This is a genomic window from Mesorhizobium sp. 43Arga, assembly GCF_053714255.1.
The window spans coordinates 950,885-965,502 of sequence record NZ_JBSKBO010000002.1; the positions used below are offsets into that span (position 1 = coordinate 950,885).

Here is a 14,618-nt window from a genome sequence, read left to right on the forward strand (position 1 = left end):
GAGGTAAAGGGCACAGCGAGCCAGAACGGAATCCGACAGCTGGGTCCGCCCTGCCCTAACTAGCCCTGCCTCCCTCAAGCCCTTCTCGCCCCCTCCACCAACACCTCGCGATCGCTCAGCATCTGCGCCTCGCTGCGCACGCGCTGGCGCTCGTCAATGAAGGCTGCCTGGATCGAGATCGCCGTGCCCGGCAGCCCATCGGCGCGGCAGGCCGAGCAGACGATGCGGCCCGAAAGCTCCGCCAGCAGCGTGCTGCCCGTCACCCCGAAACGCCGGAGTTCATCCGGTTTCCACCATCTGTTGCGGCCGCAATCGACGCACTCGACCGATATCGAGACGACATGCGCGATGACTGGTTTCCTGCCCGGCAATGCCATTGCCTCTCCACCCAGTTTGTTCCTGATTTGTTCGCATAATCCCGTGTTTTAAGCCCGGAGTCGAGTCGCAGTTTTAACACTTTCCCCAAAGTTTCCCTTTTATATTTTTTTGAGTTATGCTTTCAACAACTCACAAATGTGAGTCGCCTGCCGCATCAGACCCGGGAGCAATGATGGATGCCGCCGATTTCGCCCGCGCCTGCGGTTACACCGGCGACAGCCCTGCTCTGCTTGAAGCCTTCGAGGCGATCCGCCGCAACGGCATCGCACAGGCCCGCCAGGAGCATTTCCGGCGCAAGGCCGTCATCGACGAGTTGAAACAATCCGAACCGCTGTTCCTGGCGGCGATCGGCCCGGCGCTGTCGGCGGGCGAGGCCATCGAGGACACCGCCCACTTCATCGCCTGCTGGCGCAACATGCCGCGCTGGCGCCAGGAACGGCGCCTGCCCGACCTCATCCGGGCCAGGCAGCGGCGGCTCGTGGCGCGCTTCTTCCGCCGCTACGGCCACCGCCTGTGGGCGCTCGAAGCGGCCTGAGACGCGGCGCACTGGACCAGCCCTTTGCGGGTTCCAATCGTTGAATTTTCTTTCTAGATTGCGTCTGGGGGTGGCTGTTCGTTCGACGTGCATGATTTCGAATATCAGGACTGCCCGCTCAAAAGTTCAAACCTGGATCACGGCCGGCGCGGGAACCATCGCGGCGCTGTTCGTCGCTGGCCTGATGGGCGCCTTCGGCGCCTTGCCCACCCACGCCCCACCGCAGCTGCCGCTTGACACCGCCATCGATGCCGGACGCTGGCGCGTCCAGCCGGTGCGCGCCTATGTCAGCCACGCCAGGATCTATGGCGTGCTGCTGAAGCCCGGCCAGAAGGCGCTGGTGCTGGAGGCCGACATGACCAACCGCACCGCGCAATCCGACAAGGCCTATTTCGATGTCTTCAGGCCGGACGGCATCGCCCTGCCCGACCCCATGCCGATGATCGTGCTGACGCGCGATGCGACGCTGACGCCGGAACTCCATCCCGGGATGACCGAGCGCATGGCCTATGTCTGGCCGCTGGCCGGCGACGCCACAGTGCCGGCCAGCCTGAGCTTCGGCGTCACCGCCGAGATCTTCAAGCCGCGCGACAACCTCTATGGCATGCCCGGCTGGTTCAATCCCTACCGGCTCGGCACCGTCACCTTGCCGGTCGCCGATGTGCCGGGGACCGGCTCATGAGGATTCGCATCCTCGGCAATCTCGTCATCCTCTGCGCGACCGTGGCGGTCAGCTACGGCATGCAGGTGTCGAAGCCGCATTATGCCGACCTCACCGCGCCGATCCACGTCGACGGCGCCACGCATGACACGGTGCACGCGCGCAGCTTCGATGTCCGGCTCGACAAGGTGGTCTTTGCCCGCGCGCTGAAGACCAATCAGTTCGGCCAGGAAAAGCTTTTGACCACCAGCGGCCTGTGGGCGGTGGTGTCGACCAGCCTCACCGCCACCGCTGCCTCCACCACGGTCGCCGACGGCACCTGGCAAGGCCCGACCGGGCTGCGCTATCACCAGACGGAGCGGCTGGGCTACCGCCAGGACATGCCGCCGCATGGCGTCGATCCAGGCCTGCAGAAGCACGGCCTGTTCGTGTTCGAGATACCGTCCGACCAGATACGCGGCGCCAGCCTGCTGGTCGCCGCACGCCAGTTCGGCCCGCTCGATGCGCAAGCCCGCATCAGCCTCGACGGGGTGCCGACAGGCGCCGACGGCCAGCCGGCTGATGTGCTGCCGGAGTATGATCTGGATGCGCCGCAGGCCCAGACACCTCAAGGCAAGTCATGAGCGCCGTTCCTATCGCTACCGGACCGATGGCCAGCGAAGGCCTGCAGGCCGAGCGAAAATGGCGGCGGCGCAGCCTTGTCGCGCTCGCCATCCTGCTGCCGCTGACGCTGGCCGAGACCAGCCATGACAGCCTGCGCGAATGGCTGCATGGCGAGGACCTCATCGCCAGGGATGTCGATTTCGGCCAGTCCGTGCCGTTCGGCGGCAGCGACTGGAAACTGACCGATCTGCGCGGCGGCAAGGCCGGCCGCCTGCCCGACCACGCCTTCGCCGTGATCGCCACCTTCACCGTCACCATTGGCGATCCCGACCTGCAAAAGCAGTGGCTGGGCTGCAAGCTGATGCTGACCGACGCCGCCGGACGCAGCTGGCTGCCGGATGTCATCGCCGGCGTCAGCCTGCCGGCGGGTGTGATGAACTGCACCTCGGCGATCTTCTCCGGCGCCAGGAAAGGCGACGTCCTCACCATCGGCGACACTTTTGTCGTGCCGGAGGATGCGGTGAAAACCATCCGCCCGGCTGTCGGGGTGGGCAACGAACGGCCCTGGTATCTGCGCTTTCAGAGGCCGCCGAAGTAGCTACTTTCTCCCCGTCACTATACGGGGAGAAATGCCCGGCAGGGCAATGAGGGGCAGCGCCAACGCTTCGGTAAGTGGTTGCTGAGGATTGCGACAGCTGACACAAATCCAAGTGCTCTATCCTGCCACGTCAGCGCCGCCCCTCATCCGCCTGCCGGCACCTTCTCCCCGTATTGTGACGGGGAGAAGAACGCTCTTCTACGCTTCGCCAGCCTTCCCGGCCCCCTTCGACAGCGAAAACGCCGTCTCCAGCACCGCGGCGAGAAAACAGATTCTGATCGGCTCGACCAGAGTACCGGTGGAGGAATCCTGGAACGGGCTGCCGAACAGCAGCGTCACGCCATGCGAGAAAATCTGCCAGACATCGAGCTCGTGCGGGCCGATCAGCCGCGTCGCGCCGAGCCACAGCCAGGCCGCGCTCCAGTCGATGAGGCGATAGCCGATGATCAGCGTGCACAGAAGCAGCAGGCTGGAACTCACCGTCAGCCGCACGCCATTGGCGATCGGCAGATAGCGCGAGCGGTAGCCGGCGATGAAATGTTCGGCGAAGTCGCGCAGGAATTTCGGCAGGCCGGCATAGCGCTTGCCGAAGCGCTCCACCCGGTTGTGCATGCGCATCAGCGCGGCATCGTCGCGCACGTCATAGCCGTAGATCAGCGCCGCCATGACCAGCCAGATCAGCGGCAGGAGCATGTAGAAGAACAGGTTGATGGCGACCGTCGAGGGCGCGATCGAGGTGATCTCGACCGGCACCATGGGGGCGGCCGTCGCCACCGGCACCGGGCTCGTCAGCCCGTCGGCGGCCGCCTGCAGCACCGACCAGAAAGAGCGGCTCATCAGCCATTGCAGCGCCGTGTCCTTCCAGCGGCTGATCACATAGAGACCGACGAAGATCCAGTTGGTCTCGCAGATCACCACCACGATCTGCCAGAACGACGCGGTTTTTGTCCTTGTCTGCATGAACTTGGCCAGCCGGCGGATCAGCCAGGACACCGCCACCGAGATCAGCAGCCAGCGCGAATCCAGCACGTCGAGCACATTGCCGCCCTGGCCGAAACCGGCCTGGTCGAGTGTGGCGCGCGAATATTGCCGCACGATATCGCCGAGGAACCCCCAGGCGGCGTAATAGGCGAAGAACGGCAACAGCGCGATAGTGACCATGCGCACCAGCCGCGAGCCGCGCCGGTCGGCGGTAGCCTGCTCCTCGGCGGCCTTGTCGGCGCCACGCTGGGCAGCGAGCAGATGCGGCAAGCCGGGGCGCAGCACATGGAACATCGCCACCGTCACCACCAGCTGCGCCAGCGCCACCAGCGTCAGCATGGCGAGCCCGGCGAAATGATTGGCGAGCGCCACTTTCGCCGCCAACCGCAGCAGAAGATCGCCGGCCAGCACCCCGACCAGCACCAGTGCGACAAGCTGCGGCCAGAAGCGCCGCAGCAGCGAAAAACTCAAGCTGATCGGCCTGATGATATCGGCAAACATGAGGCCTCTCACGATGCCACCCGCCCCGGGCCTTTCTAGCAAGACCCGATCGTTTTGCAACCGCGCCGGGAAACGGCCGCGCATCTCCTCGGTTCGATGCCACGGGCACGGCGCCGGCCCTGATTCCGTCGAATTGATACGTTGGCTGGTCCACTCGAACCCCAGTGAAGGACCCGCCATGAAACGCCTTGTTCTCGCCGCCCTGTGGGTGATGGCGCTTGCCCTGTCCGCCCATGCCCACGACGGCACATCAGGGCTTGCCGACGCCACGGTGGCGATCGTGCGCCATGGCGAAAAGCCCGACAGCGGCCCCGGCCTGTCGCCCGAGGGCGAAGTCCGGGCGCAGGCCTATGTCGCCTATTTCCAGCCCTTCATGCTCGACGGCTTTGCCTTCCGGCCCGATGTGCTGGTGGCCAGCACCGATTCCAAGAACAGCGCGCGCGAACGGCTGACGCTGACGCCGCTCAGCCAGGCGCTGAAACTGCCCATCGACCAGCGCTTCGCCGACAAGGACGTCAAAGCCCTCGTCGCCGCACTCTCCAGCGAAACCCACGGCAAGTCGATCCTGATCGCCTGGCATCACGGCCAGCTGGGAAAACTCATCAAGGCCTTCGGCGCCGACCCGCAGGCGCTGCTGCCGAACGGCAAATGGCCCGACGATGTCTTCAACTGGGTGGTGGTGCTGCGCTTTGATCAGGCCGGGCATCTGGTGCCGGGCTCGGCGCGGATCATCGAGGAGAAGTTGCCGGGGTGAAGGTTCTTCCTTCTCCCCTGCGGGAGAAGGAAGAGCGCTACCTTCGCACCCGCGACTTCAGCCACCGGTCGAACGCCACCGCCAGGATCAGGATGAGCCCGATGACGATGCTTTGCGTGTAGGACGAGACATTGTTGAACTGCAGCCCGTTCTGCAGCACGCCGATCAGCGCCGCGCCCACCACCGTGCCGCCGACCGAGCCGATGCCGCCGAACAACGAGGTGCCGCCGATGACGACGGCGGAGATCACCGTCAGTTCGTAACCGATGCCGGCGACCGCTTCGGAGGAGTTGAGCCGCGCCGACAGCACGAAGGCGGCCAACCCGGCGAAGAAGCCGACAATGACATAGACCGAGACCAGGATGCGGTCGACGCGCAGGCCTGACAGCCGTGCGGCCTCGGCATTGCCGCCGACGGCATAGACGGCACGGCCATAGCGCGTGTAGCGCAGCACGATGTGGCACAGGACCGCGGCGACGGCGAAGATGATCGCCGGCACCGGCACCGGCCCGATCAGTCCCGTGCCGAACCAGCGCATCGAGACGTCGAAGCCCGAGATCGGGCCGCCATTGGAGATGGTCAGGGTCAGCCCGCGAAACACCGTCAGCCCGCCAAGCGTGACGACGAAGGGCGGCACTTTCAGTCGGGTGATGGCAAGCCCCTGCACGCCGCCGGCGGCGGCGCCGACGATGACGGCGGCGAGCAGCGCGGCGAACCAGCCATAGCCCTGCGTGCCTGAGGTCGACAGCGACAGCGTGTTGGCCGCACCGCCCTTGGCGACGACGGCGGCGACCATGCCGCAGAAGGCCAGCAGCGAGCCGACCGACAGGTCGATGCCGGCGGTGAGGATGACGAAGGTCATGCCGAGCGCGATCAGCCCGGTGATCGAGATCTGCCGCGTGATGTTGAACAGATTGATCGGGTCGATGAAGCTCGGCTTCAGCACGGTGAAGACGACGACCAGCGCCGCCAGGAACAGCAGCGGCCCGAAACTCATCAGCAGCCGCGCGATCGTCGCGCCGCCGCGCTGGCTCTGCTCTTCGGCGATGCTCATCGCGCCTGATCCTTCGCATCCTGCCCAAGCGCATCTTGGCTGTCGAGCGCCATCAGTTCCATCAGTTTTTCCTCATTTGCCTCGACGCCCGGCATCTCACCGGTGATGCGGCCCCGGCGCATGGTGACGATGCGGTCCGACACCGCCAGCACTTCGGGCAGCTCGGACGAGATCATCATCACCGCGATGCCGCGCGCTGCCAATTGCACCAGGATCTGGTGCACCTCCGCCTTGGCACCGACATCGACGCCGCGCGTCGGCTCGTCGACGATCAACACCTTCGGATCGCGCGCCAGCCAGCGTGCCAGGATCACCTTCTGCTGGTTGCCGCCCGACAGGCCTTCGATCGCCTGCTCTGCCGAGGCCATGCGGATCGACAGCATTTTCCTGAAACCCGACAGCGCATCACGCTCGCGCCGCTCGGCCATGAAGCCGAAGCCATTGCTGAACGTGCCCAGCGAGGCAACGGAGAAATTCGGCAGGATGCCGAGCGCGGCAAAGATCGCCTGGTGCTTGCGGTCCTCCGGCACCAGGCCGATGCCGAGCGCAATGGCATCCGCCGGTGAGGCCGGCGCGATCTGCTTGCCGTCGAGCGTAATGGTTCCGGCCGCGATGCGGTCGGCCCCAAAAATGGCACGCGCCAGCTCTGTGCGGCCCGAGCCGACAAGCCCGGCGACGCCGAGGATTTCGCCCGCCTTGAGATCGATGTCGACGCCGTCGAGCACGATGGCATGCGGCGCCTCGGGATCGCGCACGGTGCGCAAGCCGCGCACCGACAAAACGATATCACCCGCCACCGCGCGCTGGGCCGGCCTCGCATAAAGTTCGGAAGCCGCGCGGCCGACCATCTTTTCGATGATGCGCGGCAGCTGGATCGGCCGTCCCTTGTCGCGGTCGAGATGCCCGGCCAGCCGGCCGTCGCGCAGCACCGTCATGCGGTCGCAGATGGCGGATGCCTCCTCCAGCCGGTGGGTGACGAACATGATGGCGACCTTGTCCTGCCGCAGCCTGCCCATGATCGACAACAGCCGCTGCACCTCGGTCTCGGTCAGCGCCGAGGTCGGCTCGTCCATGATGATCAGCCGGCTCTGCAGCGACAACGCCCGCGCGATCTCGACCAGCTGCTGTTCGGCCACCGACAGCGCCGAAACCGGCGTCATCGGGTCGATGGAAAGGCCGACGCGGGCGATGATGTCGCGGGAGTCCCGCTCCATGCGCTTCCAACTCACCAGGCCGAGCGGCCCGACCGGCGCGCGGCCGATGAAAATGTTCTCCGCCACTGTCAGCGTCGGGATCAGGCTGAGTTCCTGGTAGATGGTGACGATGCCGAGCCGCTTGGCATCCTGCGGGCTGGACGGGGCATAGTCGGCGCCGTCGAAAGTGATGCGCCCGCTGGACGGCGGCATGACGCCCGACAGGATTTTGAGCAGCGTCGATTTTCCCGCGCCGTTTTCGCCGAGCAGGCCGAGGATCTCGCCGGGGCGGATGTCGAGCGAGACATCGCTCAGCGCGGTGACACCAGCGAAGTGCTTGGTGACGCCCTCGACGGCAAGCAGGACGGGTGCGGCTTCAGCTGGCAAGGGTGGCTCTCACGACACAAGTTCCTCTCGACGTCAGCGCTTGAACGCCCCCCTCTGTCCTGCCGGACATCTCCCCCTCAAGAGGGGAGATTGGCAGTTTCGCCGGCAGCGGCTTTCTGTAAGGCTGGTAATTGGCGAAAGCGGAGACCACTGCCGATCTTCCCCCTCGAGGGGGCGATGCCCCGCTTGCCTTGCCAATCGGCCGATCCCCACCGGCTCCCTACTTCGTCTCGCTCAACCTCTCGGCCTTGTCGAGATTGTCCTTGCCGATGACGATCGGCGTCAAAAGCACCAGCTTCTCCTTCGGCTCGGTCTTGCTCTTGGCGTAGGCGACCGCGATCTGCACGGCGGTGCGCGATTGCTGGCCGGGGAACTGTTCGACCGTGCCGGCGAGCTTGCCGTCGCGCACGGCAACCAGCGCTTCCGGCAGCGCGTCGAAGCCATAGATCTTGACGTCGGTGAAGTTGCGCGCCGCACACGCCTCGAGCGCGCCGAGCGCCATGTCGTCATTGGCGCAGATGATGGCGTCCGGCTTGCCGTTGGCGGCGAGGCCGGCTTCGGTGACCGACAGCGCCTCGGCGCGAGCGAAGTTGGCGGTCTGCTCGAAGATGATCTGGTACTTGTCCTTCAGGGGATCGAGCACATTGTGCACGCCCTTGTTGCGGTCGATCGCCGGGCCGGCGCCCGGCTGACCCTGCAGATGGAACAGCTTGGCGCCGTTCGGGAACGCCGCCACCATGGCGCTGGCCTCGGCCTCGCCGCCCTTGACATTGTCAGCGCCGACATGGGCGAGGATGCCCTGGACACCGTCGACGCGGCGGTCGATCGTCACCACGGGAACGCCGGCCTTGACCGCTTCGTCGATCGCCGGCGCCAGCGCGTTGACGTCGAGCGGCGAAATCACGATGGCGTTGACCTTCTGCACCAGCGCCGCCTCGATGTCGGCGGTCTGCTTGGTGGCCGAATTCTGGCCGTCGCTTTCGGTCAGGTTGACGCCCTGGGCCTGCGCCTCCGCCTTGATCTCGTTGAGCATGTGCACGAAGAATGGAAAGCCGAGATTGGGCACCGAGCCCAGGATAGTCAGCTTGTCCTCGGCGAACGCCGAAGGTGCGGCAAGAACCATCGCGCCGGCGGCCACCGACGTCATCAGGAATTCACGTCTGTTCATGGTTGATCTCCTCCACAGAACGCACGCCCCGGAAACCGGGACGGTTTCGGGAAGGATCATGCGTCGGTTCAAAGTGTTGGAGCATCCTCCTTGCGCGGACAGCGCATGCCGCTCCAGCTGATCGCCGTAGCAAAACTGCCTCCCATCGGCGTCAGCAAGGGAATGCTAACCCAGGGTCAACCATTTGTGCAACATCGATATAACAGTGCCGGGCGGCGAATTATCGGAATTGTCGGAATTTTGGCTGCCGGGCGTCCTGCCCTGTATGACGGACGCGGCGCTCCGCCAACCTTATCGGCTCCAGCTGACTTTCACATTCTGGTTGAAAGAATCCCTCTCAGTGTGTATAAATACACATGAATAGCGCCGAAATTATCCGTCTGTTGCAAGCTGATGGTTGGTTCGAGGTTGCCCGAAAGGGCAGCCATGCGCAATTCAAACACCGTGACAAGCAAGGGCGGGTCACCGTCTCTCATCCCAAGCGCGATATCCCAATAGGCACTCTACGCAGCATCGAAAAGTAATCTGGACTGAAACTGAGGTGACGGACATGAAGCAGTATATCGGACTTATCCACAAGGATGCCGACAGCGACTTCGGCGTGTCTTTCCCTGACTTCCCGGGTGTGATTACCGCCGGAAAGGATCTGGATGACGCCCGGTCCATGGCTGAAGAGGCGCTCACCCTCCACATCGAAGGGCTGGTCGAGGATGGCGAAGCCATTCCGGAGCCTTCCAGTCTGGAGGCCGTGATGGCGGACGCCGATAATCGTGACGGTGTCGCAATCCTGGTCGCGGCCAACACCGAGGCCAGGAAGGCGGTGCGTATCAACGTGACGTTGCCGGACGACGTTCTGCGACGGATTGATGCCTTTGCCGAAGCCCATGGCTATACGCGATCCGGGTTTCTCGCGAAGGCGGCTGAGAAAGCGATGGAGCTTGAATCGGCCTGATGCGTGTCGCCCCAAAGTAATCCCTGGAGAATGCATGAAGCCGCACATCATCTGCCATATGCTCGCCTCGCTCGATGGCGGCCTTCATCCCAGCCGCTACACGGCGAGCCCCGATGGCGGCGTGCCGGCGTGGTCGGGCCTTTATGAAAAGATCCACGGCGATCTCGAAGGCGACGGCTGGATCGTCGGGCGTGTCACCATGGCCGAGATGAGCAAGGCCGGCGCGCACCCGCCGGCGCAGGCCGGCAAGGTCGAGCGGCCGCATCATTTCGCGCAACGCGACGCGGGCAGCTTTGCCGTGGCGCTCGATGCCTCCGGCAAGCTCCACTTCGCCAAGCCGGATGTCGGCGGCGACCATGTCGTGGTGCTGCTCGGGCAGGGCGTTGCCGACAGCCATCTCGCCGAGCTCACCGCCGACGGCGTGTCCTACATCGTGTCGGAAACGGCCGAGATCGATCTCGCCGCCATGCTCGACGTGCTCGGGCGCCAGCTCGGCATCCGCCGGCTGCTGCTCGAAGGCGGCGCCGGCATCAACGGCTCCTTCTTCGCGGCGGGGCTTGTCGATGAACTGAGTCTTCTCATTGCCCCCGCGCTCGATGCGCGGGCGGGAAACCAGGGCTTTGTCGAGTTCGGCGAAAGCGGCCTCGCCGGCAAGATGCAGCTGTCGCTGACAAGCTGCGAAACGCTGGCGCATGGGCTCATCCACTTGCGCTACGCCGTGAGCCCTGGCTGAGACCGGAAAGCAGGAACCGGCTTTCCGTCCAGCCCCCATCGTTTCGTCATCCACGGGCGGAGCAGGAGCGAAGCTCCGTCGCGGAGACCCGAGGATGACGACCTTGGGAGGCTTCGGCCAACTCTCAATGTTCCACCGAGACGAACGATGAATCCTCGCCGCTGACAGGCCGCCAACCCATCAAATCCCCATGCAGCGCTGCTGGCTGAGGCCGCAGTCTCTCAATACCGCATGGCGTCGAGGTCGGCGATCAGCGTCGGGCCGGTCGGCTGCCAGCCGAGCCGCGCCTGGGTCAGCGCGCTGGAGGCCGGCAGGTCCATGGGAGCGAACATTCCCATCCACCCAAAGTGCTCCGCCGCCTGTTCCGGCGCGATCGAAACGACCGGCAGGTTGAGGCCCCGGCCAAGCGCCTCGGCGATGGCGCGCACCTCGACGCCTTCCTCGCCGACCGCGTGATAGCGCGCCCCCGGCTGGCGCTTTTCGACGGCAAGCCGGTAGAGCCGCGCGGCGTCGAGCAAATGCCCCGCCGAATAGCGATTGTGGCCTTCGCCGACATAAGCCGAGACGCCTTTTTCACGCGCGATCTCGATGAGCGGCGAGATCAGCCCCTGCTTGACCGGATTATGGACCTGCGGCAGGCGCACGACCGACACGTTGATGCCGGCTTCCAGCAAGGCATTGCCGGCGAGTTCCGAGGCGATGCGCGGATTGGGATGGCTGGCGTTGAAGACGTCCTCGACCGCCAGCTGGCCATGTCCGGGGCTGCCCATGCCGACGCCCGACGTGATGACCAGCGGCCGGTCGGATCCGGCGAGCGCCTCGCCGAGCGCGGCGATGACGCGCTTGTCCTTTTCGCAATTCTTGGCAAAGCGTGAAAAATCATGGTCGAAGGCGGTGTGGATCACGGCATCCGCCTTCGCCGCGCCGTCGCGCAGGCTTGTCGGATCCTCGAGGGTTCCGCGATGCACTTCGGCGCCCGCGGCCGCCAGCGCCTCGGCGCCGGCATCGGACCGGGTGACGCCGACCACCTGGTGGCCGGCCTGGATGAGTTCGGGAACGATGGCCGAGCCGATGAAGCCGGTGGCGCCGGTCAAAAAGATACGCATGCAAAATCTCCTGCACAGTTGCCCGCGCAGTATCCCCGGGTCTATTATTCCATTAAAGTAGTGATCTTATCATGGTATAATCTTTAACAGGATGCCTAACAGGATGCCTTCCCCCGGTTCGCTCGCAGCCTTCCTGAAAGACCGGCGCACCCGGCTCGATCCCGCCTCGTTCGGCTTCGCCGGGCGCCGGCGCACGCCGGGGCTGCGCCGCGAGGAGGTCGCCCAGCGCGCCAACATCAGCCCGACCTGGTACACATGGCTGGAACAGGGCCGTGGCGGCGCGCCTTCGGCCGATGTGCTGAACCGCATCGCCAAGGGGCTGCTTTTGACCGAGGCGGAACGCGAACATCTCTTCATGCTCGGGCTCGGCCGCCCCCCCGAGGTCCGCTACCGGGGCGACGAGGGCGTCAGCCCCCGGCTGCAGCGCCTCATCGACACGCTCGAGGCCAGCCCCGCTTTGGTCAAGACCGCCACCTGGGACGTCGTCGCCTGGAACCGCGCCGCCGAGATCGTGCTGACCGACTACGGCACCATCCCCGCCGGCCGGCGCAACATCCTGCGCTTCATGTTCCTCACGCCCCACATCCGCGCCAAGCAGCATGATTGGGAAAACCTTGCCCGTTTCGTGGTCGGCGCGTTCCGGGCCGATGCGGCGCGCGCCGGCGCTGTCTCCGAGGTCACCCAGCTGGTGGACGAACTGTGCAACGGTAGCGCCGAGTTCGCCACGCTGTGGCAGGAGAACGACGTGCTCGCCCACGGCGACGGAACAAAGCGCCTGAAGCACCCGGAGCTGGGTGACATCGAGCTGGAATATTCGTCCTTCGCCGTCGACGGCCGGCCGGATTTGAACCTGACGGTCTACAATCCGGTCGAAGGCAAGGTCGCTGACCGCATCCGGGCCTTGGCCAAGCGCCAGAGGTAAAGACCGGCGTCGCTGCGATGGCACCCCTCTTCAAGGGCGCTCGCAGACCGCCTTCAATATCCGCAAGGTCGGCCCCCAGTAGAGATTGGCATGCGGGCGGATCGCCGGTTCGGCGAAGTCGCTGAGCGTCAGCGTCAGCAGCGTCCCGCCATCCGCAGGCGCCAGGGCGAAACTGACCAGCGTGCGGTTTTCAGGCACATCCGCCAGGCGCGAGGCCGACAGCGTGCTCCAGTAACTGTAGGCGAACAGCCGCTCCGGCTCGAACGCCCGGACAATGCCACGGTTCTCGAACGCCATGCCGTGCAGCAGGCCGCTTATCACGATCGCGCCACCGGCACGTCCCTCAAGGCTGACGGTCAGCTCTTCGTCCGACATCCATAGCGGGAGCATCGCCGGCGTCGTCAGCACCCGCCAGACCTCGGCCGGCGCTGCATCGATTGCGATGGTCTTGACGATCGGCGCGGAGTCAGGAGAACCGGTCAAGGGCGCAAGGCCCACGCGATCGCGGCAGCAACGCCGCCAGGATCACGCCAGGCGTCGCAAGCCGCCAGGGGCACGGCGTTCGCCCGCCGGAGCATTCGAGAGACCATGATTTGCAAGATCCTGCTTGGGAGGTAGCGAGGCATCATCATACACCAGCCGCACAGATAGGCAGCTGACTGCGTTCCGCCGATCGCAGCTGGCTCCTGGTCAACCAGGCTGCAAAATTTCGAGGCAGCCATCTTGCGCCGCCTTCATTATACATTATATGTAATTGTATATTAATAGGAAGCCAGGTGCTCGATATGACCATGATCCGTGTAAATGACGTGCTGTGCGTCGGTCCCCAGCCTTCGATCTCCGAAATCCGGTCGCTTGCTGGCCATGGGTTTGCGGGAATGATCAACGCCCGTCCTGACGGCGAAGAGGCTTCCCAGCCCGGAAACGTCGCCGAGCGGGAAGCGGCGGGTCATGCCGATGTGTCCTACACCTTCATACCCGTCACGATGCCGACCATCACCGAGGCGGACGTGCGGGCCTTCCAGGCGGCCATGGCCGATGCCGGCGGCCCGGTCTATGCTCATTGCAAGACCGGCGCGCGTGCCCTGACCCTGTATGCATTGGGCGAGGCCCTCGACGGCCGTATGTCATCCCAGGATATAGCGGCCCTCGGACAGAAGCTCGGCATGGACCTGTCGGCGGCGTCGCGATGGTTCCAAGCGCACAGGCAACTGCGACCGGACGTGAAGGGGTTCTTCGATCCCCGGACGGGAAGCGTGCAATATGTGGTTTCGGACCCGGACACCCGAAAATGCGCCATTGTCGATCCGGTTCTTGATTTCGACGAGAAGTCCGGAGCGACCACGACGCGCAACGCCGACGCCATGCTTTCCTACGTTGCCGAGAACGGGTTGAGCGTCGAATGGATTCTCGACACCCACCCTCATGCCGACCATTTTTCGGCCGCGCAGTATCTGAAGGAGAAGACGGGCGCCCCGACCGCGATCGGAGCGCCGGTGGTCGATGTCCAGCGCCTGTGGCGGGGCATCTACAACTGGCCAGAACTTCGCGTCGACGGTTCGCAGTGGGACAGGCTGTTCTCGGATGGCGACACGTTCAAGGTCGGTTCCATCGACGCGCGCGTGATGTTTTCGCCCGGTCACACCCTGGCGTCGATCACTTACGTGATCGGCAATGCGGCCTTTGTTCACGACACCATCTTCATGCCTGACGGCGGCACGGCTCGCGCCGATTTTCCCGGTGGTGACGCGCGCATCCTGTGGAAATCGATCCAGAAGATCCTGGAGCTTCCGGACGAAACCCGCCTGTTCACGGGCCATGATTACCAGCCGGGTGGACGCGCGCCGAAGTGGGAAAGCACGGTCGGCGAGCAGAAGCGCGCCAATGCACACCTGGCCGGCGTGGACGAAGAGGCCTTTGCCGGATTGCGAGTGGCGCGTGACCGAACTCTGCCAATGCCGAGACTCATCTTGCATGCCTTGCAGGTCAACATTCAGGCCGGGCGTCTGCCGGAGCCGGAGGCGAACGGTATGCGCTATCTGAAATTTCCCCTCGACGCATTGCAAGGAGCAGCGTGGTGAGCGAGATTCGG

Annotated in this window: 17 protein-coding genes; 10 read left to right on the plus strand and 7 right to left on the minus strand. The window is 64.9% G+C overall.

Annotation, left to right across the window (positions count from 1 at the left end):
* Positions 1-74: 74 nt before the first annotated feature.
* Entirely contained in the window at positions 75-377 is a 303-nt protein-coding gene (locus ACWGS8_RS11085; protein ID WP_454580959.1) for a hypothetical protein, read from the minus strand.
* A 173-nt stretch (positions 378-550) separates the two neighbouring features.
* On the opposite strand from ACWGS8_RS11085, the gene ACWGS8_RS11090 reads away from it, so the two are divergent.
* The 4 genes from ACWGS8_RS11090 to ACWGS8_RS11105 all read left to right on the plus strand — a co-directional run bounded on the left by ACWGS8_RS11090 (position 551) and on the right by ACWGS8_RS11105 (position 2,775).
* On the plus strand, positions 551-913 hold the full coding sequence (locus ACWGS8_RS11090; RefSeq protein ID WP_454580960.1) for a hypothetical protein: 363 nt from the start codon (positions 551-553) through the stop codon (positions 911-913).
* 91 nt (positions 914-1,004) lie between these two features.
* Positions 1,005-1,595: a hypothetical protein gene (locus ACWGS8_RS11095; RefSeq protein ID WP_454580961.1), complete on the plus strand. Its 591-nt coding sequence runs from the start codon at positions 1,005-1,007 to the stop codon at positions 1,593-1,595.
* Positions 1,592-2,197 carry a hypothetical protein gene (locus tag ACWGS8_RS11100; protein ID WP_454580962.1) on the plus strand — a complete coding sequence of 202 codons (606 nt, stop codon included), beginning with the start codon at positions 1,592-1,594 and terminating at the stop codon, positions 2,195-2,197. Before ACWGS8_RS11095 ends, ACWGS8_RS11100 begins: the two co-directional genes overlap by 4 nt.
* On the plus strand, positions 2,194-2,775 hold the full coding sequence (locus ACWGS8_RS11105; RefSeq protein ID WP_454580963.1) for a hypothetical protein: 582 nt from the start codon (positions 2,194-2,196) through the stop codon (positions 2,773-2,775). Before ACWGS8_RS11100 ends, ACWGS8_RS11105 begins: the two co-directional genes overlap by 4 nt.
* Positions 2,776-2,973: 198 nt before the next feature.
* On the opposite strand, the gene ACWGS8_RS11110 is transcribed toward ACWGS8_RS11105, so the two are convergent.
* Positions 2,974-4,257, minus strand: coding sequence for a hypothetical protein (locus ACWGS8_RS11110; RefSeq protein WP_454580964.1), 1,284 nt, complete (start codon positions 4,255-4,257; stop codon positions 2,974-2,976).
* Between the two features lie 178 nt (positions 4,258-4,435).
* On the opposite strand from ACWGS8_RS11110, the gene ACWGS8_RS11115 reads away from it, so the two are divergent.
* Complete coding sequence (locus ACWGS8_RS11115) at positions 4,436-5,011, plus strand: flagellar basal body-associated protein FliL (protein ID WP_454580965.1); 576 nt, start codon at positions 4,436-4,438, stop codon at positions 5,009-5,011.
* A 37-nt stretch (positions 5,012-5,048) separates the two neighbouring features.
* Here ACWGS8_RS11115 and ACWGS8_RS11120 read toward each other — a convergent pair whose 3' ends face one another.
* The 3 genes from ACWGS8_RS11120 to ACWGS8_RS11130 all read right to left on the minus strand — a co-directional run bounded on the left by ACWGS8_RS11120 (position 5,049) and on the right by ACWGS8_RS11130 (position 8,813).
* Positions 5,049-6,065 (minus strand): ABC transporter permease, encoded by a 1,017-nt coding sequence (locus ACWGS8_RS11120; RefSeq protein ID WP_454580966.1) that lies wholly within the window; start codon positions 6,063-6,065, stop codon positions 5,049-5,051.
* Positions 6,062-7,645 carry a sugar ABC transporter ATP-binding protein gene (locus tag ACWGS8_RS11125; protein WP_454580967.1) on the minus strand — a complete coding sequence of 528 codons (1,584 nt, stop codon included), beginning with the start codon at positions 7,643-7,645 and terminating at the stop codon, positions 6,062-6,064. Before ACWGS8_RS11125 ends, ACWGS8_RS11120 begins: the two co-directional genes overlap by 4 nt.
* A 220-nt stretch (positions 7,646-7,865) precedes the next feature.
* A complete protein-coding gene (locus tag ACWGS8_RS11130) occupies positions 7,866-8,813 on the minus strand; it encodes a substrate-binding domain-containing protein (RefSeq protein ID WP_454580968.1) in 948 nt (315 codons plus the stop codon).
* Positions 8,814-9,169: 356 nt separating this feature from the next.
* Here ACWGS8_RS11130 and ACWGS8_RS11135 point away from each other — a divergent pair, with 356 nt between their 5' ends.
* Genes ACWGS8_RS11135 through ACWGS8_RS11145 form a run of 3 tightly spaced genes read left to right on the plus strand, consistent with a single transcriptional unit; the run spans position 9,170 to position 10,498 of the window.
* On the plus strand, positions 9,170-9,337 hold the full coding sequence (locus ACWGS8_RS11135; RefSeq protein WP_454580969.1) for a type II toxin-antitoxin system HicA family toxin: 168 nt from the start codon (positions 9,170-9,172) through the stop codon (positions 9,335-9,337).
* 26 nt (positions 9,338-9,363) lie between these two features.
* Positions 9,364-9,765 carry a type II toxin-antitoxin system HicB family antitoxin gene (locus tag ACWGS8_RS11140; protein WP_454580970.1) on the plus strand — a complete coding sequence of 134 codons (402 nt, stop codon included), beginning with the start codon at positions 9,364-9,366 and terminating at the stop codon, positions 9,763-9,765.
* 34 nt (positions 9,766-9,799) lie between these two features.
* Entirely contained in the window at positions 9,800-10,498 is a 699-nt protein-coding gene (locus tag ACWGS8_RS11145; protein WP_454580971.1) for a RibD family protein, read from the plus strand.
* A gap of 221 nt (positions 10,499-10,719) precedes the next feature.
* Here ACWGS8_RS11145 and ACWGS8_RS11150 read toward each other — a convergent pair whose 3' ends face one another.
* The gene (locus tag ACWGS8_RS11150; protein WP_454580972.1) at positions 10,720-11,604 is read right to left on the minus strand and encodes an SDR family oxidoreductase; all 885 of its coding nucleotides are present in this window, start codon (positions 11,602-11,604) and stop codon (positions 10,720-10,722) included.
* A gap of 91 nt (positions 11,605-11,695) precedes the next feature.
* Between ACWGS8_RS11150 and ACWGS8_RS11155 the strand changes: the two genes are divergently transcribed.
* Complete coding sequence (locus ACWGS8_RS11155) at positions 11,696-12,526, plus strand: helix-turn-helix transcriptional regulator (protein WP_454580973.1); 831 nt, start codon at positions 11,696-11,698, stop codon at positions 12,524-12,526.
* 30 nt (positions 12,527-12,556) lie between these two features.
* Here ACWGS8_RS11155 and ACWGS8_RS11160 read toward each other — a convergent pair whose 3' ends face one another.
* Positions 12,557-13,009: an SRPBCC family protein gene (locus ACWGS8_RS11160; protein WP_454580974.1), complete on the minus strand. Its 453-nt coding sequence runs from the start codon at positions 13,007-13,009 to the stop codon at positions 12,557-12,559.
* 302 nt (positions 13,010-13,311) lie between these two features.
* Here ACWGS8_RS11160 and blh point away from each other — a divergent pair, with 302 nt between their 5' ends.
* The gene (blh, locus tag ACWGS8_RS11165; RefSeq protein ID WP_454581268.1) at positions 13,312-14,607 is read left to right on the plus strand and encodes a bifunctional sulfur transferase/dioxygenase Blh; all 1,296 of its coding nucleotides are present in this window, start codon (positions 13,312-13,314) and stop codon (positions 14,605-14,607) included.
* The last annotated feature ends 11 nt before the right edge of the window (positions 14,608-14,618 follow it).